This is a genomic window from Psychrobacter sp. CX18 (genome assembly GCF_057396215.1).
On record NZ_JBXYJH010000005.1, the window covers coordinates 108,487 to 134,955 of the forward strand.

A 26,469-nucleotide genomic window follows, 5' to 3' on the forward strand; every position below is an offset into this window, starting at 1 on the left:
ATTTTAGGGAACGAGTAACGACTACATAGCGTAGGCGAATCAAGTTTCATTAAGATAGATTATTTTTCAGCATTGGTATACATTATTATTAGCTTTAAAATTATTAGCTTTAAACTCTATACTATATACTTCTTTTTTGAGTAAATTGAGGAACTCATATGCTATCAAACTTTAAAATTACAGCCCTTTCATTAGTGTCTGCTACATTGTTAGCAACAACAGGGTGTGCTACTAAATCGAACTCTAATGATTTTGTGGTGGCTCCTTTGGCAGTACCAGGCAATGCTGCTTATCAAACTGCGCCATTAGTCAATAACTCTGATCAAGTTCGTGCTGACGCGCAAAACGTCCGTAGTGTGGTCAATTTTGCCTTTGATAGTGATGCCATTAGTCCCGAAGCGGCTACTATATTAAACGAACAAGTAGCATTCTTAGGCAGCCATTCAGATGCCAGAGTACTGGTCGCAGGTCATACCGATGAACGTGGCAGTGATCAATATAACCATGCTTTAGGTGAGCGCCGTGCACAAGCCGTTCGTAACTACCTTGCATCGCAAGGGGTGACTGGTACTCGTATAGAAACCATTAGTTATGGTGAAGAACGCCCTGTCGCAATGGGTAATGACGAAGCGTCTTATGCTGCAAACCGTCGTGCTGAATTGTCTTATTAATCGGTTAATCATTTAACGTATAATTTGATAAATTGGTTAATCGCTTATAAATTTAGCCTATATATTGAATACCAAATAAACCCAGCGACGGCTGGGTTTATTATTTTGTATACTAGGGGTTATATAGGCAGAATCCAATGAGAAATAAACATCAATGATAGATAGCACTTTGTCACTGTCATTAGACAACATCAGCTTGCTCGGTTTTGATAGACTGGGTAACTTACAACCCTTAAACTCACCAAATAGTTTTATTTGGGTGGGACATGCCTCATTTCATCAATTGTACACGCATTCAACGTCCAGTTATTTACATTCCAATTATTTACCTTACTGTGATTTACCTTCCTGTTATTTACGTTATAAGCCTTCAATATCTCATCGGTCGACTCGGCATAAGCCGCAAAAGCTTGCCGTACGTCAATTGGCGACGTTGATGATTAATAAGATTGTGTTTGAGGATAAACGTTCTGATTCTTATATGTCTATTGATGTGGATGAATCAAGTTACCCTTATCTACTGAAGCCTCTTAATTATCCTCTAAGCTTTTCACATTCCCAAAATCAAGTAGCCTGCGTTATTCAGCGTCAAGGAAAATTGGGTATTGATCTAGAACTTAAATCCATCCCTACCTCAGTATGTGATCGTTTTTTTGCAGCAGATGAGATGGCATGGTTACTAAGTCTAGCCGCTAAAGACCAAGCTATTGGTAAACGTCTGTTGTGGATGGTCAAAGAAGCCATGCTAAAAAGACGAGGTGATAGTAAATCTATATTAATGCACCAATTAAAGTCGAGCTGTATTACTCCTACTAAAGCCTTATTTGAAGAGTATAAGTCTTATCAAAGCTCTACTGCTCTTAAAACCAATGCAAATAAAAACCAATTGATTAGCTGTCGTTATATAGATCAAATTGAACAAAATAGTTTGGATGATCTGTGCAACGATCTCTTATTATATTTACCGTCATTGGGTCTTGTTACTGCTTCTAGGTTTTATAGTCATAGCCAGACTAAAGAGTTACGGTGTTAACCTCGCTTAGCCTACTGCAGTAGTACTTGCGCTCGGTTGCCTTGCACCTCTTTTAGCTGGCTTCGACTATAGAGAGAGGATATATTCTAGACAAAAAAAGCGACCTAATTAGGTCGCTTTTTTTGATAGTTATATAACTAAATTAGCAAAACTTAGAAGCGGTAAGTAACACCAGCTTTAACGATTGGATACCATTCTAAATAATCTTCATTCTGAACGTTCTTTTCAGCAGCACGTTCGAATTCAGTGTTAGACGGCCCATTAACAACACCTGCACCACCAGTAACTTCAACATTAGCTTTAGGTTTACCCATATAAGCAGCGCCGGCTTCAACAAAACCACCCCAGTTTTGGTTAATATTTGGGCGATAACCAATAGTTAAATATGGAGCTAGTTTGTTTTTATTCTCAACTTCCATTTCAACAGTAGTTCCATCAGCTAAATCATAAGCTTGATCATCGATAGTAATGCGAGAAACGCCACCTGTTGAATCTCTAGCAGTCATTTTGGCGTTAAAGTCATTGCGTGGGACCATTACACCAGTACCAACGGTAAAGTTATTAGCGAATGGACGCATCTGAACACCAAGATAAGGGTTGCTGAAATCAACGTCATAATCCAAATCACCTTTGAAATCTTCGTAACCATCGCCCAATGCTTTTTCGTAGTTGATCCATGAATCGTTTGAATTGAATTCAGTATCATCATCAAAGTCCATGCCTGACCAACCGGCTTGAAGCTCAGTGTTTTCATTTAAACCCCAAGCGATATTAGCACCATAACCAAGCGTACCGATTTCAGCACTTACTGCTGCTGGGTGAGTAGCAGTATCAAATAAAGTTTTAGCAGTACCGGTGACAGCACCAGCAGTGTTAGAAATAACACCTTTATTTTGATCGTATTGATAAGCTTGAGTATTTGGTGCTGCCATAGCAACGGTAGAACCTAATACTGCAGCTGAAAGTGCGGTTAATTTTAAAAGTTTCATAATATCTCCAAAGATAATAACTGTATTCAACTTTAATTAATGTTCTATGCAATCTATGTAAAAAGCAACCCCGAATACTTTTGAATAAGATACCTTAAATATTTAAATAAAAGAATCCAAATGAAAGTAAATAGGGTTGCTCATCCATAAGAGACACTATTAAAGTTGCCCATTTCAATATATGTGTATTAAACACTTTTTTACAAATTAAGTCACTACCTATAAGTAATATTTTGATAGGTATTCTGTAATCTTTGCTTACAATTTGTAATTACCCTTACTGCTTTATATATCTATACGCCTCTTGACATCGTAAAATATATCTCTAAAAAAGCATATTCTATTGACGATTTAATCTAAAGCATATAAAAGAAAAAATCTTGGTATTAATCGCTTAAACCAAACTGTACGGATGACATTCGTGCTGACATCAATTACAATATTCATCAACCGAGAGGTGTTGCATCAGTAAGTTAATAATGAGTCATTATAACATTATACAAATTATATTTTATTATTACTGTCAGGCTCGGTTAGCCATATTTCACAATCATATATTATTTAGTTTTCGATTGATACCACGCTAGTCGTGAATTTAATCGACGAATTTTAAAAGTTTGAATCTATATTGAATTGTGTCGTTATTTAACGATAGTCTTAAGTCTAATATTGGCTTATGTCTAATACTAAATGATACATAATTAGTTATGATTTTAAATGGCAAACAACGACACCTGCGTTTCTTTACCTTTAACTTTTCTAATCATCAAGGAGTTCGAGATGGACGCAGTGTCTAACATCGATTCAAACCAGTCTACATTTAATGACTATAAAGTAGCAGATATCAGCTTAGCCGATTATGGGCGTCGTGAGATCTCATTGGCAGAGGCTGAAATGCCAGCTCTTATCGGGTTACGCAAGCGTTATAGTGCGGAGCAACCTTTAGCAGGTGCTAAAATTCTCGGTTGTATTCATATGACCATTCAAACCGCGGTACTTATTGAGACCCTAATCGCCCTAGGGGCTGAAGTACGTTGGACATCTTGTAATATCTTCTCGACTCAAGATCATGCGGCAGCCGCAATCGCCGCAAGTGGCGTGCCGGTATTTGCTTGGAAGGGTGAAACCGAAGAAGAGTATGAGTGGTGCTTACGTCAGCAGCTATTTGTTGGTGGAGAAGAAAACGGTCAGCTATGGGATGCAAACCTCATTTTGGATGATGGAGGTGATTTAACCGCACTTATTCATAATGACTATCCACAAATGCTTGATACTATCAATGGTATCTCAGAGGAAACCACAACGGGCGTCCATCGCTTGATCGATATGTTGAACAAAGGAACTCTTAAAGTTCCTGCTATCAATGTCAATGATGCCGTGACTAAGTCAAAAAATGACAATAAGTATGGTTGCCGTCATAGCTTAAATGATGCCATTAAGCGCGGCACTGACATGCTTCTTGCCGGCAGACGAGCGTTGGTCATCGGCTATGGTGATGTTGGTAAAGGTTCTGCACAAAGCTTGCGTCAAGAAGGAATGATCGTCCGTGTGTCGGAAGTCGACCCCATTTGTGCTATGCAGGCCTGTATGGATGGCTATGAGTTGGTTTCTCCTTATATAGATGGCAACAATACCAATTCGGCTGATAGTATCAATACTCGTTTGTTGCAAGATACAGATTTAATCGTCACGACGACAGGTAACTATCATGTGTGCGATAAACACATGCTTGCCGCTTTGAAATCTGGTGCTGTGGTCTGTAATATTGGTCACTTCGATACTGAGATTGATACTCAGTTTATGCGGGATAATTGGAATTGGGTTGAGATTAAACCGCAAGTTCATCAAGTTTATCGCTCAGAAAATGAAGATGATTATCTCATCTTATTAGCAGAAGGTCGATTGGTTAACCTAGGTAATGCCACGGGTCACCCATCACGTATCATGGACGGCTCATTTGCTAACCAAGTATTGGCACAGATGTATTTGCATGAGCAAAAATTCTCTGAATTGCCTGTCGATCAACGCTCTGAAAACTTATATGTTCGTGTTCTTCCTAAAAAGCTTGATGAAGAAGTCGCTGCTGCTATGGTAATGGGCTTTAATGGTGTTATGACTAAATTGACGCCAGAGCAAGCGGACTATATAGGTGTACCGGTCGAAGGGCCATTTAAACCTGACGCTTATAAATATTAGGCCCGTTCGTTTAAGCGTTTATACTTAAACCTGTTCTTGAAATTAACCTATCCTTTTAAGACCTAGTTAGATTCGGTTAGGCTCACTACAACTACTTTTTGTAGCGTTTGCTCTCGCATTGTCTGCCCTAGCCTTGCAGGATAGGTTAATTTCTTGGTAAGCAAAATTCACGATAGATTAATTTTAGATTTGGTGTAAAAGTGTGAGCTTATCTTTTACCCTTAACTCACACTTATCTTAAATAACACTTAATGTCTCAAATTATCCATTTGGGCAGCACATAATGCGTCTCGCTTAGTCGGTTAATTGTTGACTATAAAAGTCAATAGATAGCCTGACCCATATTCGCTTATAGGATAGAACATGAACAAACCAAAATTCTCGTTTGAATTTTTTCCTACCAAAACTGAGGAAGGGGTACAAAAGCTGTGTCAAACATTTGATACGCTTAATGAATTAGCGCCCAGTTATTTCTCAGTGACCTATGGCGCTGGAGGCACGACACGGGCGCGCACCCTAGGTATCGTTGAGACGTTACAACAACGTTCAGCCACGCCGATTGCCCCTCATATCTCGTGTATTGGTGATGATAAGGCGGAAATTGGCGAACTTCTGGATCGCTACAAAGCATCTGGCATCAATCGTATTGTTGCCTTGCGTGGTGATCTACCTTCAGGACAAGTTGGTATGGGAGAGTTACCATTTGCTTTGGACTTGGTTCGCTTTATTAGAGAGCATTCTGGTGACCACTTTCACATCGAAGTAGCTGCCTACCCTGAGATGCATCCGCAGGCAAAAAGTTTTGAATTTGATATTCAAAATCTAATCAACAAGTTTGAAGCAGGTGCCAACTCAGCCATTACCCAATTTTTCTATAATGCCGAAAGCTATTTGTATTTGCGTGATGCTTTAGAGAAACGCGGTGTCGATACAACTAAGCATAGACTCGTTGCGGGTATTATGCCTATCATTAACGCCACAAATCTCGTACGCTTTGCTGACAGTTGTGGAGCTGATATCCCTCGTTATATCCGTAAGCAGTTGGCTGACTTCGGAGATGATCGTAAAGCCATTCGAGAGTTTGGATTTGAGGTTGTCCATCGTCTTTGTGAAATACTAATGGACGAAGGCGTGCCAGCTTTACACTTCTACAGTATGAACCGTATTGAGCCAAACAAACGTCTGGTTGAATCTTTAGGCTTAGCGACTGCTTCTCCTATTGCCAATGCTAAGGGCTAGTCTATGCGGCGCTTCTTCTATAATGCTCAATTCACTAACGATAATAAAAGCGGCTTAGCACATTATAATACGCCTGATAACACGCCAGTCGCTTTACACCAAGTTGACCCTGAAACGCTTATAACGTTACCAGATGAAGTGTATCACCATTGGTGCCGGGTACTTAGAGCCAGAATAGGAGATCAAAGTGTGATCTTTGATGGTCTGGGTGGGTATTCAGTTGTGGAGCTTGAGACCATTGATAAAAAATCCGCAACTGCTCGTATACTCTCCCATTATGATGATGACAACGCCCCGTTCTATTTTAGTACGATTGCCATTGTTATGAGCCGCGGTGATAGAATGGACTTTGCCATTCAAAAGGCAACTGAGTTGGGCGCCACTGTCATACAGCTACTCACAAGTCAGTATGGAGAGGTCAAACTAAAGGCAAATCAAGTCGATAAAAAGCTGAACCATTGGCAACAAGTTGCAATCTCAGCTTGCGAACAATGTGGGCTTAATCGGCCACCGCTTATCTTGTCACCACTACCTATTGAAAGTTGGTTACAACAGCAAATTGGTGAGGTGCATGACAGCGTGCTTCATCTTACGGTGTCCCCCTTTTACCACGTTTATTTTAACCAGCCTCCCCTAGCGCTCGTATTGGCTGTACCTAGTCAAGATGAACAGGCAGTCTTAAATGTTGACCAAAGGATACGTGAACAATTTACTGACGCTAACAATGAGGACAACACACCTCGTTTTGATATCTTGATAGGTGCTGAAGGCGGGCTTTCTGAAGCTGAATATAAACAAGCCCGTAGCAGTGGCTATCTACCTTGGCAATTGGGATCCCGAATCCTGCGTACTGAAACGGCTCCAGTCGTTGCCCTGTCTACCCTCCTTTACATCAGCTCATACGTCCACTCACTTTAATTAATCTACAATAATTAACCTGCAATTTAAAATCCGTTATCCGACCTTTTGATTAAAACCCTGAATATATGGACTTTCTTATTTCAATATCCTTTTTGTGACCCATAAGTCTCTGCAAGTGCTTGTAAATTAACGGCTGACACTCTATCTTTTAAGTCGTTGAATTTACAGTGACAGCAATATTTTAAATGAGTTTTAACGTTTTCATTCCTTTGTATACCAAATCTATAAATTAACCTATTCATAAAAGCAAATACAACTGCTCACCATAGTAGCTTTAATAAGCTTAACTGAGCCTAATAAGGATAGGTTATTTTGAGAAAAGGTATGATATTGCCGTTCACTGCTTTCAAGACAAGTGTTACTGTTGCTCCTTGACCCTGCCTCATTTTAAAGTCAATTATGACTTCACAGTTGTGGTTACCAATGTCTACGTTATCTCAAGATACGTTGACGAACAACGAATGGGCAAATTGTCTCACTTGTTCAGCTCAAGTCAAAATCTATAAATAATCCTTAAGTCATAGGCAGATAATACCAAATCTAACCATTAATCTATCAAGAAATTCAAAGACTTCTTATAGTAGGTTCAATGAGTCAGACAAAGATACGTTATTTTATATAAGATACGTTATTTTATAGAAATCTATCGATTAAAGTTAAGGCAACCGAGAGCAAGTATGCCACTAGCAGACTTAACGAGGTGAACGCCGTGGCTTTTTCATCTAACTATGACCATACAAAACTACTAAACTAATAAAAGGACAATCAGATGCAATATAAAGCCCCCATTCGTGACATGCAGTTTGTATTACATGAGCTTTTGGACAGTACCACCCATTATAAAAGCTTAACGGAGTACCAAGAAGTCGAGAGCGATATCATTGACAGCTACATTGAAGCAGCGGCAAGCTTTGCTGAAAATGAACTGGCCCCTTTGAACCGCACTGGTGATGAAGAAGGCTGTCACTTTGATAATGGTGTCGTGACCACTCCAAAAGGGTTTAAAGAAGCTTACAAACAATACTGCGAGCTTGGCTTTCCAGCACTAGCAGCGGATGAAGAGTTTGGCGGACAAGCGATGCCATTTTCACTCAGTACCGTGGTAAATGAGATCGTTGGTACTGCTAACTGGTCTTTTTCAATGTACCCAGGCTTATCACATGGCGCCATTGCCACCCTTGAACATCATGGCACCGATGAACAAAAAGCGACTTATTTAGAAAAAATGGTGACTGGTGAATGGTCTGGTACCATGTGTTTAACAGAAGCACATGCAGGGTCTGACCTAGGTATCATTCGGACTAAAGCTGAGCCAAATGAGGATGGCTCATATAGCATTACTGGTCAGAAAATCTTCATCTCAGCGGGTGAACACGATATGACGGATAACATTATCCATATCGTATTGGCTCGCCTACCAGGAGCCCCTGCAGGTACTAAAGGTATCTCATTATTTATCGTACCGAAATTTAATATCAATGAAGATGGCAGCTTAGGAGACCGTAACACCGTCACTTGTGGATCTATCGAACACAAAATGGGTATCAAAGCGTCAGCCACGTGTGTCATGAACTTCGATGGGGCTAAAGGATTCTTAATTGGGCCTGAAAACCGTGGTCTTAACTGTATGTTCACCTTTATGAATGTTGCTCGTATCGGTACTGCGGTACAAGGTGTAACGGCGGCAGAGCTTGCCTTCCAAGGCTCTCTTGAATATGCCAAAGAGCGTTTGGCAATGCGGTCATTATCCGGTGCTAAAGCGCCAGATAAAGTGGCTGACCCTATCATCGTTCATCCCGCCGTACGCAATATGCTATTAACCGAAAAAGCGTTTGCTGAAGGTGGCCGCGCACTCGTGTACTACCTCTCAATGTTTGCCGATACCGTCTCAAAAGGCTCTGGTGAAGAACAAAAATATGCAGACCAAATGCTATCATTGTTGACACCTATCGCAAAAGCCTTCTTAACAGAAACGGGGTATGAAGCGGCTAATCAAGGTGTACAAGTTTATGGTGGACATGGTTTCATTCGTGAATGGGGTATGGAACAAAACGTTCGTGACACGCGTATTGCCTGCTTATACGAAGGTACGACTGAAATTCAAGCTTTAGACTTATTAGGTCGTAAAGTATTAGGTTCACAAGGTAAAATGCTTGCTAACTTTACTAAGGTAATTCACAAATTCTGCGAAGAACATGCTGAAGATGACGCTATGGGCGAGTTTGTACGTCCTCTAGCGAAATTAAATAAAGAATGGGCTGATTTAACGGCTCGTATCGGTATGCAAGCCACTCAAAACCCTGACTCAGTGGGCGCCGCTGCTGTCGATTATTTATATTTTAGTGGTTATGTGACCTTGGCTTATTTATGGGCACGTATGGCAGCGGTTTCTAAGCAAGCATTGGCAGGTGATACTACTGAAACAGAATTCTACGATGCCAAAATCAAAACAGCTCAATTCTACTTCAGTAAATTATTACCGCGTACTCGTACCTACTTAGCCCGTATTGATTCAGGTGCTGAGCCATATATGAGTATGACTGTCGAGCAGTTTGCTTTTTAATGACCCCGCTAATCGTTACCCCTGTCTAGCTAGCTTTATAAGTGCTACTATTATCAGTAGCACTTATATTTTAAACAAGTTTATCTTAACCTTAGTGACCAATTTAACCATCCGTTTGAAATAAAGTTATTCAAAATAAAGTCATTTAGAATAAACAACCAAACACCCTCTTTTATAACTTAAGGACTAATTATGGCAGTTTATAATCCACCTTTAGACGAAATGCGTTTCATGCTAAATGACGTATTTGATGTAGAGAAGTTTTGGCAAGCCAATGAAAATCTTGCCCATGTTGATATGGATACTGTCAACATGGTATTAGAAGAGATGGCTAAGCTTTCTAAAAATGTCCTACTTCCGCTCAACCGCTCGGGAGATGAAGAAGGCGCTACCTATCAAGGTGACGGTGTTGTGACAACGCCTGCCGGCTTTAAAGACGCCTTTAAGCAGTATGCTGAAGCAGGCTGGATTGGTTTAGGCGGTGATCCTGAGTACGGCGGTCAGGGTTTTCCTAAAATGGTCACTATGTTGACTGAAGAAATGGTCTTTACCACCAACCAAGCCTTTGCGTTATACCCTAACCTTAGCGTGGGTGCTTCTCTGTGTCTGTTGGCGTCAGCGTCAGAGGAGCAAAAGCAGACTTATCTTGAAAAAATCTATACTGGTCAGTGGGCAGGTACCATGTGTCTCACTGAACCCCATGCAGGAACTGATTTAGGTATCATTAAAACCAAAGCAGTGCCTAATGAGGATGGTAGCTACGCTATCTCTGGTACCAAAATATTCATTACGGGTGGTGAGCATGATCTGACTGAAAATATCATCCACTTGGTACTTGCTAAAACCCCTAATGCGCCAGAAGGCTCTAAAGGCATTTCATTATTTATCGTGCCTAAATTTATCGTCAATGATGATGGCAGCATCGGTGAACGCAATACCTTAGCAGCCGGCTCAATAGAACACAAAATGGGTATCAAAGGCTCAGCCACCTGTGTAATGAACTTTGATAACGCTAAAGGCTGGATGGTTGGTGAAGAAAACACAGGTCTGGCCTCTATGTTTGTGATGATGAACTACGAGCGAGTCACCATGGGCTTACAAGGCCTAGGGGGAACTGAACTGGCGTATCAAAATGCTGCTGCGTATGCCATAGATCGTGCTCAAGGTCGTAGTGATACACAGATCCAAAGTCCAGAACAACCTGCTGATAAAATCATCCATCATGCCGATGTACGCCGTATGCTGCTGAATGCACGCGCTAATGCTGAAGCGTCTCGTTGCTTTGCAATGTACGTAGCCAAGCAACTGGATGAGTCAAAATTCAGTGTAGACGCTGAAAATGCCAAAGCAGCGGCTGCTCGTGTTGCGTTATTAACTCCGATTGCTAAAGCGTTCTTAACCGATAAAGCGTTAGAGGCGACTATTGACAGTCAGCAAGTATTTGGCGGCCATGGTTATATCCGTGAATGGGGAATGGAGCAGATCGTTCGTGATACTCGTATAGCCCAAATCTATGAAGGTGCAAACGGTATTCAGGCGCTTGATTTGTTAGGTCGTAAGATCGCACGTAATCAAGGCAAATATTTAGAGAACTTCCTAGCTGAAATCCGTGACTTCGTGGCTAACATGAAAGCGGAGCATAAGATCAAACAAGCCACATTAGATGCTGCTAGCACCATTGAAGAGCTGACGACTACTGTATTGACTAATATTTCTACTCGTAAGAGTGAAATCAATGGCTGTGCAGTAGATTATCTACATGCAATGGGCTATCTGTGCTACTCATTCATGTTTGCTATGATGGTAGAAGCAGCTCATGATAAAGAAGGTGAGTTTTATGCTAATAAGCTAAAACTAGCGGATTATTTCGTAGGCCGTATCTTGCCACGTATTAAAGCCCATGCTGAAATGGTCAAAACAGGTAGTGACCCTATCATGGAGTTTGATATCAGTTATTTTGAGCAAACTATTAGTTAATAATTTATGACGGATATTGTAATTGACCTATCCACTTTAGGCTCGCTTAAGCACACTTAACCTACAATTCGTAGCGTTTGATTTGGAGTAGAGACTTGCCTTTCACGATAGGTGAATGTCTAGATTGGTTATTACCTTATTTAACATTATAATTAAAATTGTATTAAAGATATGCCAGACAATATTGTCTGGCATTTTTATTGCTTCATTTTATCAATTTAATTATTGGTCTATAGTCAAAGAACTCTAAAATGGTTACACGGTAACCGAGTGCAAGTACTACTGGAGTAAACTTAATGAGGTTAAAACCGTACCCTTTTAGTAGTTCGCTGACTATACTTATTGCATGATTTATTAGAGGCTGTTGCATAAATATTTTTTTATTCCGTAAACTTAAAAAAAATTTATATTTTAGTAAAACTTAGGATATGTTTGCAATTTTTAAAAAATTAGACACAATATAAATACGGTCATATGCCTTTATCTTATTAGGGTAAAAGGGTTTAAAATTATGACTACATCATCTTATAAATAAATGTTGTAAGTTATCATTAAAGTTATTGTATTTAGAACCAGTTTCAGATAAATTCTCAATATTCAAACTCTGAAGGGCTATAACGTGGCAGATTTACGAGATATTTTGGGCAAAATAAATGCACTTAGCGAAAGCCCTGAACCTTATTTACTAAAAAGACTGATTGATACCTTACGTGTATCAGAGACAGAGTATAAAAAAAATCCAGACTTTACTAATGAGCAAATACGGTCTTTAAATGCAATACTAAGAAATCATCCTGAATACGCCAATGGCTTGGCCGTGTTCGTTTTAAATTTGCTTAATCAATTTCACCGTATGTCGTTGTATACGGACACCGGCATATTCTCAGACCAAACCTTTTCAAGCAGCTTAATGCGCTTAATTGGTCATAGATTCGTGCCCCTTTTACCCGAAGAAGACTCTATTGTAGAGCTAGTCAACTATTTGTTTGACGGCAAACACGATGAATACTGGCTAGCTAGTATCGACAAAAGCTTATGGGATGAATTGGTAGACTTAATTAAGGTCGATCCTGCTCACTCAAACTTAGTAGCTACGGCAAAAAATAATATTTTAAATGCGATGGTTATTTTATCTTATCGCATTAGCGGTATTGGTCTGCATCCTGACTTAATGAGAGGGTATCCGCAGATGCTGGATTACTCAGCTGCCTTTGTCGCTCAAAATCAGGAGGCCGTTTTATTTGCCAATAATTACCGCGAGGCACATCAGTTAGATGATCATAAAGACATCACCCCTAGCCAAGATATAAATCTTGGTCCCCTATTGGTGATGTTAGAGCAGTGTGACAATATCGTAAATACGGTACGCAAACGTATTTATAAAACGGGTATTTCAATTCGTCTTACCAATATGTTATTGCGTTTAGAACAAAGTATAAAACGCATGCGTATCTTGAGTGAGCTGCTCGCTGACAATCACAAAAATCGTGACAAAGCATTAATCGAGTTAACCCAAGCGATTATTATCAGTGTTAAAAGACGCTATAGTATTGGTTATCTTATCAATAACAACACCAAGCTTTTGTCGCGTAAAGTGACAGAGAACTCTGGTAGGGTTGGTGAACATTATATAAGTACTGATAAGTCCGGCTATTTAAAAATGTTAAAAATGGCTGCCATAGGTGGATTCGTTATTGCCTTTATGGCAACTACAAAAATTTTGTTTTCTGACTTCGACCTAGCTCCAATGAGTCGAGCCTTTGTAAACAGCATGATATACGGTTTAGGCTTCGTATTTATTCATATTATCCATGGTACAGTTGCCACTAAGCAGCCCGCCATGACTGCTGCAGCTATTGCATCCACAATATCCGATATTTCAGGAAAGAAATCTCATCAATTAACAAAGTTATCTGAACTCATTGTTGATATTATTAGAACTCAATTTATTGCCATCATTGGTAACGTTTTTATTGCGATGCCATTGGCTTTTATTATCTCTATTATATGGATGAATTATAGTGGTACACCTATGATTACCACTGATAAAGCAGATCATCTGTTACATGACCTTGATCCATTCCATTCACTTGCGCTCTTCCATGCGGCTATTGCAGGTGTCTACCTATTCCTATCAGGTTTAATAACGGGTTATTATGATAACTTAGCGCTTTTTAATAAAATTGGCGAACGTATCGCGCGTCACAAGTATTTGTTAAAGATTTTTCCAGCCTATTGGCTAGAACGTTTTGGCGCATTTATTGATAAAAACCTAGGCGCAATAATGGGTAATTTCTTATTTGGTGTTTTCCTAGGTAGTACCGCAACTATTGGCTATATATTTGGTTTACCATTGGACATTCGCCATATTGCCTTCGCTTCTGCAAATTTTGCCCATGGTATTTTTAATATGTCCGCTGATGATTTTAGCGTTACTATCGTATTGATATCTCTTCTTGGGGTAGCTTCGATTGGTGTTATTAACTTATTGGTCAGTTTCTTCCTTGCCATGTTTGTTGCGTTACGATCTAAAGGTGTTAAATTCCCAGAATGGAAAACGATTGCTAAGCTGTTGTTTACCCATTTAATGACACAACCTAAAGACTTCTTCCTCCCTCGTTCTAAACCTATGAAATACGCTAAGATTGATAGTCAAGGGTACTTGATTTATGAAGATATCAATAAAGTGCCTAAAAACAAATTTTTCCCAAAGTACTTTGCAGTTCGTCGTTTAAATACGCTAACTGTTATTCCTGAAGGTGTCACTGTTGCTGCTAATAAAGAAGACGGATCGTCTAAACATTTAGATCGTCGAAGTTTAACAGGCTCTCAAATTGTTATTTATAGCAAAAAAACAGGTCAAAACAACTTGGTTATATTGAGTGAACTACAGTTTAAACCATTACGCGTTATTAAACCGTCTAATGAAGCTGATACTGAAACTGGTAAACCCGATAAGGTTGAAGCTTCTGAAAATAATGCTAAGACTGATAGCCAAAACAAAACTAAAAATGCAAAAACGCCGTTACCTAAGCCTGAAAAGCCGCCTAAATTACCTGAGTAGTTTTATCTAGACTTATTGATACCTACTCTAAAAAAATAACTTATGAATCAAGGTGGCTTGGTGTTGAGGAATAATACCTAATAAATTTATACTTTATAATCTTTATACCTTTTAATCATTCTGCAAAAAAACCAGCCAATAAAATATTGGCTGGTTTTATTATGCTGGTTTTGTTATGGGAGAATGATACTTTATCAAAAACCTTTATAAGGTCTAGATATTTATAAATTCTAGTTGTTAGTACAATGATCTGATGAGGTAAATATCTCACCATCTGATAGTCGGTAGGCGACCATACAGTTACCCCACACGCATCCACCGTCCAGCGCCCTAGCATAAGGTAAATCAATTTCAGCCTTTAGTGCTGCCCAATGACCAAAAAGTACTTTACGTTTTCTAGGGACGTGCCACTCAAACCAAGGTAGGAAGCCATCTGGCATTTCATCCGACAAACTAGATTTAAAGTTAAACTCAAGACTACCATCTTCTTTACACAGTCGCATACGGGTAAAATAATTGGTAATGGCTCGAATACGCGTAAAGCCATGTAAATCATCGGACCATAAATCCGCCTCACCATTGTAAAGCTTCGGCAACACTCTATCTAATTGATGCAGACTACTGCGTAGCTGAACTTCGACTTCCTGAGCATAGCCTTGCGCTTGTTTGATGCTCCAATGTGGTGGAATACCGGCATGAACCATCACTGTGTCGTCACTTGGGTAAACCATTAAAGGCTGTCGACGGAGCCAATTTAATAACTCATCGCAGTCTTCTGCCTCAAAGATTGACTCAGTATTGTCTTTCTTCTTAAGTGGGGCAAAGCCTCGCCAAACGGCAATTAAATTTATATCATGATTACCAAGTACGGTCTCTGCAGCGCCTTGCTCACATAAAGATTTGACATGGCGCAATGTGGATAATGAGTCTTCACCTCGCGCGACAATATCTCCGACAAACCATAGTTTGTCTTGCTTAGGATCAAAATCAATTATCTTTAATAAATCCTGATATGCAGCATAACATCCTTGCAAGTCTCCGATCACATATTCGGCTCGGTAATTCATATAGTTACTCAATCAGTTATCCAAATTTATTTAATTTATTGTTGTTGATTGGCAATGACTAAATTACTTAAATCCACGAACTCTTTTACTGATAAGGTTTCTGGTCGTGCATTGCCATCTATACCAATAGTTGCCAAGTCGTCATCTGTCAATGTCGGCATTAATGTTGACTGCTTAAAAATAGCTCGTAGGGTCTTACGACGATGGTTAAACGTTTCGCGGACAACTAAGGCAAACAGTTTTTCATCTTCCGCTTTAACGGGTTTAACTTGATGAGGGCGCAAGCGAAACACGGCACTCGTCACCTTCGGTGGAGGGTTGAACGCACCTCTGGGCACGGTTAACAGGTATTCAGTGTCACAGAAATACTGCATGATAACAGACAAACGTCCGTATATTTTACTGCCGACATCAGCGGTGATGCGCTGTACCACCTCTTTTTGCAACATAAAATGCATATCTTCAATGATATCAGCATATTCTAGCAAGGTGAACAGTAAGGGCGTCGAAATATTGTAGGGTAAATTACCGACAATACGCAATTTTTTTCCATGACTACCTGCTTCATTGCCAGCATGGGCAGTACTAACCACCTTTTCAGATTCTGCGTCTTCAGATTCTGGGTGGTTGTATAAAGTCGCATAATCAAACTGCATCGCGTTGGCATTGATAATGGTAAAGTTCGGATGGCTGTTAGCACCGATACGAATGCGTAAGCTACTCGCTAAGTCTCGATCCAGCTCAATCACGGTCATGGCATCCACTTGTTTGAGCATTGGCTCTGTCAAGGCGCCCATACCCGGACCAATCTCGACCAAATTGTCATCTCGATTGAGTCCGATTGAATCCACAATTTGGCTAATGATACTCTCATCGTGCAAAAAGTTTTGTCCGAACCTTTTTCTAGGCTGATGTTTCGCTCGTTTTATGGCGTCATTTAAGGGGTGCTTGCTAGAGTTTGATTGTGTCATAAGTGGATATATATCGCTTAGTGAAAAAGTTTATAATAATACCTATTCTATAAAATAACCTATCCTTGTTAAACTCGGTCAGGCTCACTGAACCTACTATTTGTAGCGTTTGTATTCGCCTTCCTCGATAGGTAAATTTCTAGATTTGGTATAACAAATTAGTTTAGCATAATTAGGGGTTAGACTTAGCCTTTAAGTCTTCTGTTTATTTGAGCCGCCATATAGATCTATTTTTAGAGAGCTTATCTACTTTTAGAGCAAAGAGCTACTATTAGAGCAAAGAGCGACTTATAGAAGCCACCATTTCATCTGCCATTGTTAACGCTTGCCACAGACTGCTACTACTTGCTTTAGCACTTGCGAGGTTGTTATCTGTATCATTGATGATGGATTGTCCAGCAAGATCTAAAGCAGTACCATGATCTACTGAGGTTCTAATATAAGGTAGTCCCAAAGTTAGATTGACTGTATCCCCAAACCCATGCGACTTAAGAACCGGTAATCCCTGATCATGAAACATGGCAATGACGACATCGCAGTCTTGCAAATGTCGGGGCGTAAATAAAGTATCCGCTGGCATGGCAGATGAGATATTAACGCCCTGATCTTGGAATGTTTTTAAAACCGGATTTATAATATCAATCTCCTCATGCCCCAAATGCCCACCTTCACCCGCGTGCGGGTTTAACCCGCAAACCAGTATACGCGGATTATCCAAACCAAATTTGGCCTGCATATCATCTAATACGATTTGTACTGTTTGACGCACATTGTCTGAGGTAATGGCATCAGCGACCTCTCTTAGCGGTAAATGGGTAGTCACCAGTGCCACTTTCATTGCCGTATTGGCTAGCATCATTACTACTTTGTCACAGCCACTTTGTTGCATAAAAAATTCAGTATGGCCGGTAAACATGGTGCCGTCTGCTAAGGTCAATCCTGCCTCTATCAGTATTGACTTTTGTAGCGGTCCGGTAATGATCGCCGAAGCGCAACCAGCGTAAGCCAGTTTATGCGCCAACTCCAACTGAGTAATGACCATACCCGCATTCTCAACATTGAGCTCGCCTGCCACTACTGGACTTGGACAATCTACCTGTATGAGATAAAACTGTGTACTTTGTGGTAACGTGTCACTATTCACTATCTGATTGCTTAATTGGCTGTTTAACTGACTGTTTAATAGTTTGTTTAAAACGGAATTATCTAGCGCCTGCTCTTCAAGAGTCATTAACTCATCTGCTGTCGCAATACGATGCCAAAGATCAGCATGATGCTCATGGAAATCTGAACCATATAGGCTATTTGCCCGTTGTATGAGAGCCTCTTCATTCGCTAACACTACCACCGGTCGATTGAGTGTCGTCAGCGAGCCCTGTATAGCCAGTTGTAATATAATATCCATACCTATTCCAGCCGGCTCACCGGTAGTGACTAAAAAGGGCGCATTTGAAGACGCATTTAAGGGCAAGTTCAAAGAGGACTTTAAAGGTTTCTCACCCTTATTATTCATTAAGATTTGCGGGTTTGGTGTCTGCTGCATCATTAAACTTATCCTTTTAAAGTTAATAATTTTTATTTTTTAGTCCACGATGTCATCTGTGCAATATGATAAACTTCTTAATACTATAATCTCAATGACGTTATAACGAATATCCGACAACTACCCTAGTTTCTTACTCAATCTCGAAATCAACCTATCGAGAAAGACAAGCACAAACAAAACAAACTAAAGTCATCAAATAGTAGGTCAAATTTGTCTGACAAAGAAAGGTTGTTTTGTAGAAATAGATTGCTTTGTGGAAAAGGTATTAAACCAATCGTTTTGACATCATTCTATATAGGCTAATTGTCTATAGGTTATTTGGCCTATAAGCTTTAAAAACTATAAGCTATTTGAAAAATATAATCGCCACCTTATAAACGTGCCACCTTATATAGATCGGCCACTCACCTTAAATATTTTGACATCCGATAAAGATACTAAAATTATGGCAGAAAGTAAGAAAAAAAATGAAAAAAATACCAATAATGATGCCGGCTTAACCGACTTATTAAGTCAGCAACCGCCTCATAATATTGATATTGAAAAAGCCTTAATTGCCTCTTTAATGAGTATTGAGGAGTCGTATGAAAAAGTCTCAGATATCGTCTCTAAAGACGACTTCTATGCAGGTCGCCACCAACATATATTTGCCGCTATCTCACACCTTGCCACGGTCGGTGAACCCTATGATACCGTTATGGTACATGATTGGCTAAGTGCTCAAAAGCTACTTAAACAGGCAGGCGGTGAAAGTTATTTGGCTGATATTTTAACTCAAAGTCCAGGTACTTTATTTAATTTAACCGCATATGCACAGCGAGTGCGTGAGCTGTCCACACTTCGCCAATTAATTACTACCGGTAATGAGATGCTAGCCCTCGCTTATGATCCCAGAGAGCGAGGTATCAGTGATATCTTGGATACTGTCGAGTCAAAAATATTTGCCATTAATGAGCAGCATAACAAACGAGCTGCGCAGCGTGGGCCAGTCGAGGTCAATGACGTCTTAGCCAATGTGATCGAACAAATCGATGAGCTTAAAAACAATCCCGATGGCATGATCGGTCTACAAACGCCCTTTACAGAACTCAATAATAAGACGCAGGGACTACAATCAGGTGATCTTATTATTGTCGCTGCTCGTCCCTCAATGGGTAAGACTACCTTTGCTATGAATTTAGCAGAAGGGGTACTATTTCATGAAAATCTGCCTGTGGTAGTATTTTCAATGGAAATGCCAGCCGAATCTATCGTAATGCGTTTGCTGTCATCATGGGGTCAAATCAACCAAACCAGTTTAAGATCGGGTCAAATGAACGAAGATGAATGGGCACGTATGATGAATGCGGTCACCCATTTGCAAGAAAAGCACTTATACATTGATGACAGTACGGCCCTACCCCCCTCTGAGTTACGCTCACGCTGTCGCCGTATTGCCAAAAATCATGATGGTCAGCTGGGTATGGTCGTCGTCGATTATCTACAACTGATGAAAGTACCTAGCTTAAGTGGCAACCGCGTTGAAGAAATTTCAGAGATTTCCCGTAGTTTAAAAGCCTTAGCCCGTGAATTAAACTGCCCTGTGGTAGCACTCTCTCAGCTGAACCGAAGTCTAGAAAATCGACCGAATAAACGCCCTATTATGTCTGACTTACGTGAATCAGGCGCTATTGAACAAGATGCGGATTTGATCACCTTTATCTATCGTGATGAGGTTTATAATGAAAACTCAGATCTTAAAGGTGTGGCGGAAATTATTATAGGTAAACAACGTAATGGGCCTATTGGTACAGTACGACTTGCCTTTGAAGGTCAGTATACCCGATTTATTAACTTAACTCCTGATCACTTTATGGCGGATGCCAGCTTTGAGAATGACGAATAGCCTGTTAAAGACCTGTATTTAAATAAAAAAACATAGAAACCTATTTTTATATACAGTCTGACCTTTAAATATGACTATCATAGTCAGTAACACATACTAAGCTACTTAATTCGTCCTTAAGTGGCTTATTTTTATTATAGGGCTTCATTATAGGGTTTTAAGATAGCCTTTTATTATACGGTTCGCGGTTTAAGGTGTTATACCACATTCAGCATTATCGTGCTTTATTACATAAGCCTCTATATCGAATCTTAAGGCCACGACTTTTGTTATTAAAATATAAAACCCTGTTCTCAACTTCTTAAAACTCATTGTAGGCTGGTGCTTTTAGCCCAGTAAATCAAAACCTTTAATCAAAAATGCTGGGCTAAAGCCATAGCCTACGTTAAGAGTTGAGAATGGGATATAAAGTAAGTCATTAAGTTAATAAGAGTGAAATACCATTATGTTCCAATTTTTAAACGATTATAGCGAAACGGCTCATCCTGATATCATTGCCGCACTACAAGACTCTCACTTAAAACAGCATAAAGGCTATGGCTTTGATGACTATTCGGAAAAAGTACGCCGTGACATTCAAGCTCAACTTGGCGATGACGATATAGCGGTACACTTTGGCATTACAGGTACTCAAGCTAATTTGGTGTGTATTGATGCCTTACTGTCCCCCATTGATGGGATTGTCGCTTGTGATACTGGGCATATCGCGGTAAATGAAGCAGGAGCGATCGAAGCCACGGGTCACAAAGTCATCGTTGCACCTTCTCAAGATGGCAAACTCACCGTTGAGGCTTTAGATAAAGTCAGAATACGCCATACTTTTGCGCCCCATGTGGTGAGAGCCAAAGCCGTCTATATCTCAAACGCCACTGAGCTGGGGACAGTGTATAGCTATGATGAGTTAAAAAGTCTATCTGACTATTGCCGTAAGCATGATATGTATTTATTTATGGATGGGGCACGTTTGGGTGCTGCGATTGCCAGCACAACTCATGCTAACCATGAAAACACTAACTCTAACACCAAAACTGGTATAACCCTAGCGGACTTTGTCGAGCTGACCGATATATTTTGGTTGGGCGGTACAAAAATGGGAGCTATGTTTGGTGAAGTACTTATTATCCCCAATAAAAAAATCGCAACTGATTTTAATATCTATTTGAAGCGTCATGGCGGACTAATGGCAAAAGGTTATTTGTTAGCACTACAATTTGAAGTGCTTTTGAAAGATAATAAATATCTAGAGCTATGTCATCATGCCAATACTATGGCAAAGAAACTAGCCAGCGGTCTACAGGACTGCGGCTTTGAGCTATTTGTGCCTACCGAAAGCAATCAAGTGTTCGCGGTACTGCCACAGTCAGTGATAGAGACCTTGAAGTCAGAGTTTGAATTTTATGAATGGGAACCGCTTGAAAACGATCGTAGTATTGTTCGACTGGTGACTTCTTGGGCTACCCCAGAGACTCAAGTGAATCGCTTTATAGAACTTGCTAAACAAAATTGACCTAATGCGACACCTTTACTTAATACCTAACTGTCTTTTATTGATTAGAATGAGATGACCTTTAATGAATTATGCTGGGCTAAGGTCACAGCCTACGTGAAGCGCATAGAATGATGAATGATGAATGATGAATGATGAATAATTAATGACGAATGACAAATGAGCTAAAATTCATTAATCTAACCCCCTAAAACCCAACTAGGACCACTACTATGACTCAGCCTCAAGAGCTTGTTATATATCGTGTTGAAAATAATGTCGCCACCATTACCTTGAATGATCCAAAAAGCCTTAACGCCTTTAGCACTCAAATGAAAAATAGTGTACTAAAAGCATTAGAAGATGCTGAAGACAACGACGAGGTGCGCGTTATTATATTGCAAGGCGCAGGCGGCAACTTCTCAAGTGGTGGCGATATCAAAGAAATGCTGTCAGATGGAGTCACCAAAGAAGCGGTCTCTAATAAACTAAAAAGCATGGTTGAGGGTGCGGGTGAAGTCAGTCTTATGCTGCGAAAAATTCACAAGCCAATTATCGCCAAACTCGAAGGCGCGGTTGCTGGTGCGGGTATGAACTTAGCCTTAACCTGCGACTTTCGTATTGCCGCTGACAACGCTAAGTTTGTACAGGCATTTGTACACATTGGCTTAGTACCTGATGCAGGCGGTGTTTATTTATTAAATACCTTGATTGGTCCGGCTAAGACCACGGAGCTGATTATGCTGGGTGATAAAATTAGCGCACAGGATATGGCGAACTTACATCTAGTAAATAAAGTGGTTCCAAGCGAGGAATTAGAAGAAGCTGTCATGACCCTTGCCAATCGCCTTGCCTCCCTACCTTCTGAAGCCTTAGCAACCATGAAAAATATGCTCAATGTGCATGCATATACCGGCCTTAATGAAGCCCTTGATATGGAAGTCCATCAGCAAGCGCGCATGGCTAAAACAGATGACTTTATTGAAGGGGTTACCGCCTTTATTGAAAAGCGTAAGCCCATTTATAATAAATAGTGGCAATTAAATGAATTGACTATTAAATGAATGGGTTGTGAAATATATTACCCCGTTCTCAACTTATTAAAACTCATTGTAGGCTGGTGCTTTTAGCCCAGCAAATCAAAACCTTTAATCAAAAATGCTAGGTCAAAGCCACAGCCTACGTTAAGCGTTGAGAATGGAATATATATTGATTGTGAAAAAAACTGACATGATGACATCATTCAATAATCGTAAGAATGCGATGTCAGCCGCTAGCCTTGACTGTAGCGGTATCCTTCTAAGATTGGTGGCTTTACAGGGGTTAGGTTGGGGGAGTCGACGCGGAGCAAGCGACTACCCCAACCCTAGCCCCTGTGCCGTCAAGCTTGGAAGATACAAGCGTAAGGCGAGAATAGCTACTAAATTATCTATTTATAGCTAAACCTGAATTGTAAAAGACATCTAGAAATCCGTGGGTTACGCTTCGTTACACCACACGCTACCGCTAAAAAAAGCCCCGCATCTTTCGATACGGGGCTTTTTGCAGAATAAAACTAGTCGTCTACAAGGTCAAATTATGACAGTTGTGCCACGTTAATTTTGTCCGCTTCATCAGAATAGGTGTCCATTCTATCGAAATTCATATAGCGATATACTTCATCGCCCATGCTGTTTAGCATGCCAGCGTATTGCTGATATTCTTCGTTAGTAGGCAGTTTGCCAAGTACAGCAGCCACCGCAGCAAGCTCTGCTGACGCAAGGTAAACGTTTGCACCTTGACCGAGACGGTTCGGGAAGTTACGGGTAGAGGTCGATACCGCAGTTGACTTAGGTGCGATACGCGCCTGGTTACCCATACAGAGTGAACAGCCTGGCATCTCAGTACGTGCGCCCGCTTGTGCGTAGACGTTGTAATAGCCTTCTTCCATCAATTGGCGTGCATCCATCTTAGTCGGTGGTGCAATCCATAGACGGGTTTTTAGACTACCTGATGGTACTTCTTGAAGCAGCTTACCGGCGGCACGGAAATGACCAATGTTCGTCATACATGACCCGATGAATACTTCGTCAATCTTGTCGCCTGCTACGTCAGATAAGGTTTTGGCATCATCTGGATCGTTTGGACAGCACAGCACAGGCTCTTTGATTTGACTCATATCAATAGTCATATCAATGGCATATTCTGCATCTTCGTCAGCACGCATTAAGCTTGGGTTTTTGAGCCACTCTTGCATGGCTTCGATACGACGGCTTAGCGTACGGGCATCGCCATAGCCTTCAGAGATCATCCACTTAAGTAGTGTAATATTTGAGTTTAGATACTCAGTGACTGATTCTTCAGATAAGGTGATGGTACAGCCTGCCGCACTACGCTCAGCTGAGGCATCTGATAGCTCAAACGCTTGCTCAACGGTTAAGTCTTCTAAGCCTTCAATCTCAAGAATACGACCGTTGAATTCGTTAATCTTACCTTTTTTATCAACGGTTAAGTAACCTTCTTTGATCGCTTGCAATGGAATAGCATGAACGAGGTCACGTAGAGTGATACCTGGCTGACGCTCACCAACGAAGCGAACCCGTACAGATTCAGGCATATCAAGTGGCATGACACCAGTCGCGGCAGCGAAAGCCACCAAACCAGAGCCTGCTGGGAATGAGATACCCATTGGGAAACGCGTATGTGAGTCACCACCAGTACCGACTGTATCCGGAAGAAGCATACGGTTTAGCCATGAATGGATAATACCATCACCTGGACGTAAGCTGACACCACCACGGTTCATGATAAAGTCAGGAAGCGTGTGCTGAGTTTCAACGTCAACAGGCTTTGGATAAGCGGCCGTGTGACAGAAAGACTGCATGACTAAATCAGCTTGGAATCCAAGGCAAGCTAAGTCTTTAAGCTCATCACGGGTCATAGGACCAGTGGTATCTTGTGAGCCGACAGTGGTCATCTTAGGCTCGCAGTACATACCTGGGCGAACGCCTTCCATACCACAAGCTTTACCAACCATTTTTTGAGCTAGGGTAAAGCCTTTATCTGACCCAGCTGGTTGTTCTGGTTTTGCAAATACATCTGAATGCGGCAGACCTAAGTAGTCACGAGCACGATTGGTCAACGCACGACCCACGATCAATGGAATACGACCACCGGCACGAACTTCGTCTAACAGGGTGTTTGAGTTAAGCTTGAAGGTTGATAAGACTTCGTCAGAATCATGCTTAGTGATTTTGCCTTCATAGGGATAAACATCAAAGATATCGCCCATGTTGATGTTATCAACTTGCACATTTTCAATTGGCAAAGCGCCTGAGTCTTCCATAGTGTTATAGAAGATAGGGGCAATTTTGCCGCCTAGTACTAGGCCGCCAGCTCGTTTGTTTGGCACGTTAGGGATGTCATCGCCCATTAACCAAAGTACAGAGTTGGTCGCAGACTTACGGCTTGAACCGGTACCGACCACGTCACCGACATACGCTAATGGATAGCCTTTTTCTTTTAGCTCATCAATCAGCTTCATTGGACCACGTACACCCTCTTCGTCGGCTTGAATGCCGTCACGAGAGTTTTTGTGCATGGCTAATGAATGTAGTGGGATATCAGGACGGCTCCATGCGTCTTGTGCAGGTGACAAGTCGTCTGTGTTGGTCTCGCCCGTTACTTTGAAGGCGGTATACGTGGTCTTTTGTGGGACTTCTGGACGGTTTAAGAACCATTCCGCATCCGCCCAAGACTGAATAATTTCTTTTGCTTTCTCGTTACCCGCTTCTGCTTTGTCCGTGACGTCATTAAACGCATCGAATACTAATAGGGTTTTCTTCAAAGCAGTGGCTGCATTATCAGCGACTTCTTCATCGTCTAATGCTTCAACAAGAGGCAGTACGTTATAGCCACCTTGCATGGTACCTAGGATATCAACTGCTTTCTTTTTATCAATCAAAGGAGACGTTGCTTCACCCTTTACAATAGCCGCTAAGAAGGCAGCTTTAACATAGGCTGCTTGGTCAACACCGGCTGGAACACGGTTGATCAACAAGTCCAATAAGAACTCTTCTTCACCCGCTGGTGGGTTTTTTAACAGCTCAACAAGATCAGCAGTCTGATGCTCAGAAAGTGGTAAAGGTACTGTACCTAACTGGGCACGTTCTTCGACATGTTTACGATATGCGTCTAACACAATAAGCGTCCTCTTTGATTATTATTTGCAGGTTGGGGGGCTGCCACATAGTTTGATAAAGCTTACGAGCATTGGCGTCTTAAATCTTGGCAAATCTTGGCAAAAACCAGTTCTGTATAATACCTACTGGATTTATAAAATATGCCATTCATGCTCGCTGGCGATATTATCAGCGACTTAATTTGTAGCGACGTTGCCAAATGCTCGTTTAAAAAGCGTATATTATCAAAAATGGTGGTGGCTTCCGTTACCTTGCAGGTGGGTTTAACTATCGCCACTAATATAGCCTAAAATGGCAAAAAAGTTAATCACCAAACTAAAATGACTGAGTCATTAAAAGCCATAATCACCATTTATTTTAAAAATGAGGTTTTGAATGAATAACTTTGGGAGATATTTAATAAGTTAATTAGGAATTACGCAAGCATACGTGATGTCACTATTAAAAAGTCGTTTTAGTCAATTTTGACTTAAGGTAGCCAAAGTTTAATAATGCGTCAGTTTTATCTTAATTTATTAATCCTGCTTTTTACGTATTCAAGCTTTAAACGTTTCCTTTTTCTAGAATTGATTCTGTCTATAATGACTTCTGCCTATAATAGCCTCTTTCTTTGATATCTTCTCTAAAGCAAATATACTAAGTCGTTGATACAGCAAACCGCTCAAACCAGACAGCTCAAA

Annotated in this window: 18 protein-coding genes; 13 read left to right on the plus strand and 5 right to left on the minus strand. The window is 40.7% G+C overall.

From position 1 onward, the window contains the following. Nucleotides 1-158: 158 nt before the first annotated feature. Nucleotides 159-671: a peptidoglycan-associated lipoprotein Pal gene (gene pal, locus AC2SLT_RS05710; protein WP_486546676.1), complete on the plus strand. Its 513-nt coding sequence runs from the start codon at nucleotides 159-161 to the stop codon at nucleotides 669-671. 154 nt (nucleotides 672-825) lie between these two features. Further along, nucleotides 826-1,704, plus strand: coding sequence for a 4'-phosphopantetheinyl transferase family protein (locus AC2SLT_RS05715; RefSeq protein WP_486546677.1), 879 nt, complete (start codon nucleotides 826-828; stop codon nucleotides 1,702-1,704). Between the two features lie 152 nt (nucleotides 1,705-1,856). Here AC2SLT_RS05715 and AC2SLT_RS05720 read toward each other — a convergent pair whose 3' ends face one another. Further along, nucleotides 1,857-2,693 carry a hypothetical protein gene (locus AC2SLT_RS05720; RefSeq protein WP_486546678.1) on the minus strand — a complete coding sequence of 279 codons (837 nt, stop codon included), beginning with the start codon at nucleotides 2,691-2,693 and terminating at the stop codon, nucleotides 1,857-1,859. A 798-nt stretch (nucleotides 2,694-3,491) separates the two neighbouring features. Between AC2SLT_RS05720 and ahcY the strand changes: the two genes are divergently transcribed. From ahcY to AC2SLT_RS05750, 6 genes are all read left to right on the plus strand, one after another. Further along, the gene (gene ahcY / locus AC2SLT_RS05725) at nucleotides 3,492-4,889 is read left to right on the plus strand and encodes an adenosylhomocysteinase (protein WP_486546822.1); all 1,398 of its coding nucleotides are present in this window, start codon (nucleotides 3,492-3,494) and stop codon (nucleotides 4,887-4,889) included. Nucleotides 4,890-5,252: 363 nt separating this feature from the next. Further along, nucleotides 5,253-6,128: a methylenetetrahydrofolate reductase gene (locus AC2SLT_RS05730; RefSeq protein WP_486546679.1), complete on the plus strand. Its 876-nt coding sequence runs from the start codon at nucleotides 5,253-5,255 to the stop codon at nucleotides 6,126-6,128. Between the two features lie 3 nt (nucleotides 6,129-6,131). Next, nucleotides 6,132-7,046, plus strand: a complete 915-nt coding sequence (locus AC2SLT_RS05735; protein ID WP_486546680.1) for a 16S rRNA (uracil(1498)-N(3))-methyltransferase — start codon at nucleotides 6,132-6,134, stop codon at nucleotides 7,044-7,046. A gap of 772 nt (nucleotides 7,047-7,818) precedes the next feature. Continuing rightward, on the plus strand, nucleotides 7,819-9,612 hold the full coding sequence (locus AC2SLT_RS05740; RefSeq protein ID WP_486546681.1) for an acyl-CoA dehydrogenase C-terminal domain-containing protein: 1,794 nt from the start codon (nucleotides 7,819-7,821) through the stop codon (nucleotides 9,610-9,612). A gap of 192 nt (nucleotides 9,613-9,804) precedes the next feature. Further along, on the plus strand, nucleotides 9,805-11,589 hold the full coding sequence (locus tag AC2SLT_RS05745; protein ID WP_486546682.1) for an acyl-CoA dehydrogenase C-terminal domain-containing protein: 1,785 nt from the start codon (nucleotides 9,805-9,807) through the stop codon (nucleotides 11,587-11,589). A gap of 619 nt (nucleotides 11,590-12,208) precedes the next feature. Next, a complete protein-coding gene (locus tag AC2SLT_RS05750) occupies nucleotides 12,209-14,653 on the plus strand; it encodes a site-specific recombinase (protein ID WP_486546683.1) in 2,445 nt (814 codons plus the stop codon). 230 nt (nucleotides 14,654-14,883) lie between these two features. On the opposite strand, the gene AC2SLT_RS05755 is transcribed toward AC2SLT_RS05750, so the two are convergent. From AC2SLT_RS05755 to pdxA, 3 genes are all read right to left on the minus strand, one after another. Continuing rightward, nucleotides 14,884-15,720 carry a symmetrical bis(5'-nucleosyl)-tetraphosphatase gene (locus AC2SLT_RS05755; protein WP_486546684.1) on the minus strand — a complete coding sequence of 279 codons (837 nt, stop codon included), beginning with the start codon at nucleotides 15,718-15,720 and terminating at the stop codon, nucleotides 14,884-14,886. 35 nt (nucleotides 15,721-15,755) lie between these two features. Next, nucleotides 15,756-16,691 carry a 16S rRNA (adenine(1518)-N(6)/adenine(1519)-N(6))-dimethyltransferase RsmA gene (gene rsmA / locus AC2SLT_RS05760; protein WP_486546685.1) on the minus strand — a complete coding sequence of 312 codons (936 nt, stop codon included), beginning with the start codon at nucleotides 16,689-16,691 and terminating at the stop codon, nucleotides 15,756-15,758. 271 nt (nucleotides 16,692-16,962) lie between these two features. Beyond that, a complete protein-coding gene (gene pdxA, locus AC2SLT_RS05765) occupies nucleotides 16,963-18,204 on the minus strand; it encodes a 4-hydroxythreonine-4-phosphate dehydrogenase PdxA (RefSeq protein WP_486546823.1) in 1,242 nt (413 codons plus the stop codon). A gap of 451 nt (nucleotides 18,205-18,655) precedes the next feature. Between pdxA and dnaB the strand changes: the two genes are divergently transcribed. The 4 genes from dnaB (at nucleotide 18,656) to AC2SLT_RS05785 (ending at nucleotide 23,051) form a co-directional block, all read left to right on the plus strand. Next, nucleotides 18,656-20,122 carry a replicative DNA helicase gene (gene dnaB, locus AC2SLT_RS05770; protein WP_486546824.1) on the plus strand — a complete coding sequence of 489 codons (1,467 nt, stop codon included), beginning with the start codon at nucleotides 18,656-18,658 and terminating at the stop codon, nucleotides 20,120-20,122. Between the two features lie 445 nt (nucleotides 20,123-20,567). Further along, the gene (locus AC2SLT_RS05775; protein WP_486546686.1) at nucleotides 20,568-21,629 is read left to right on the plus strand and encodes a threonine aldolase family protein; all 1,062 of its coding nucleotides are present in this window, start codon (nucleotides 20,568-20,570) and stop codon (nucleotides 21,627-21,629) included. 212 nt (nucleotides 21,630-21,841) lie between these two features. Beyond that, complete coding sequence (locus tag AC2SLT_RS05780) at nucleotides 21,842-22,642, plus strand: enoyl-CoA hydratase/isomerase family protein (protein ID WP_486546687.1); 801 nt, start codon at nucleotides 21,842-21,844, stop codon at nucleotides 22,640-22,642. A gap of 181 nt (nucleotides 22,643-22,823) precedes the next feature. Continuing rightward, nucleotides 22,824-23,051, plus strand: coding sequence for a hypothetical protein (locus AC2SLT_RS05785; RefSeq protein WP_486546688.1), 228 nt, complete (start codon nucleotides 22,824-22,826; stop codon nucleotides 23,049-23,051). Between the two features lie 133 nt (nucleotides 23,052-23,184). On the opposite strand, the gene acnB is transcribed toward AC2SLT_RS05785, so the two are convergent. Then, complete coding sequence (gene acnB / locus AC2SLT_RS05790; RefSeq protein WP_486546689.1) at nucleotides 23,185-25,788, minus strand: bifunctional aconitate hydratase 2/2-methylisocitrate dehydratase; 2,604 nt, start codon at nucleotides 25,786-25,788, stop codon at nucleotides 23,185-23,187. A gap of 141 nt (nucleotides 25,789-25,929) precedes the next feature. Here acnB and AC2SLT_RS05795 point away from each other — a divergent pair, with 141 nt between their 5' ends. Further along, nucleotides 25,930-26,079 carry a hypothetical protein gene (locus tag AC2SLT_RS05795; protein WP_486546690.1) on the plus strand — a complete coding sequence of 50 codons (150 nt, stop codon included), beginning with the start codon at nucleotides 25,930-25,932 and terminating at the stop codon, nucleotides 26,077-26,079. Nucleotides 26,080-26,469 lie beyond the last annotated feature (390 nt).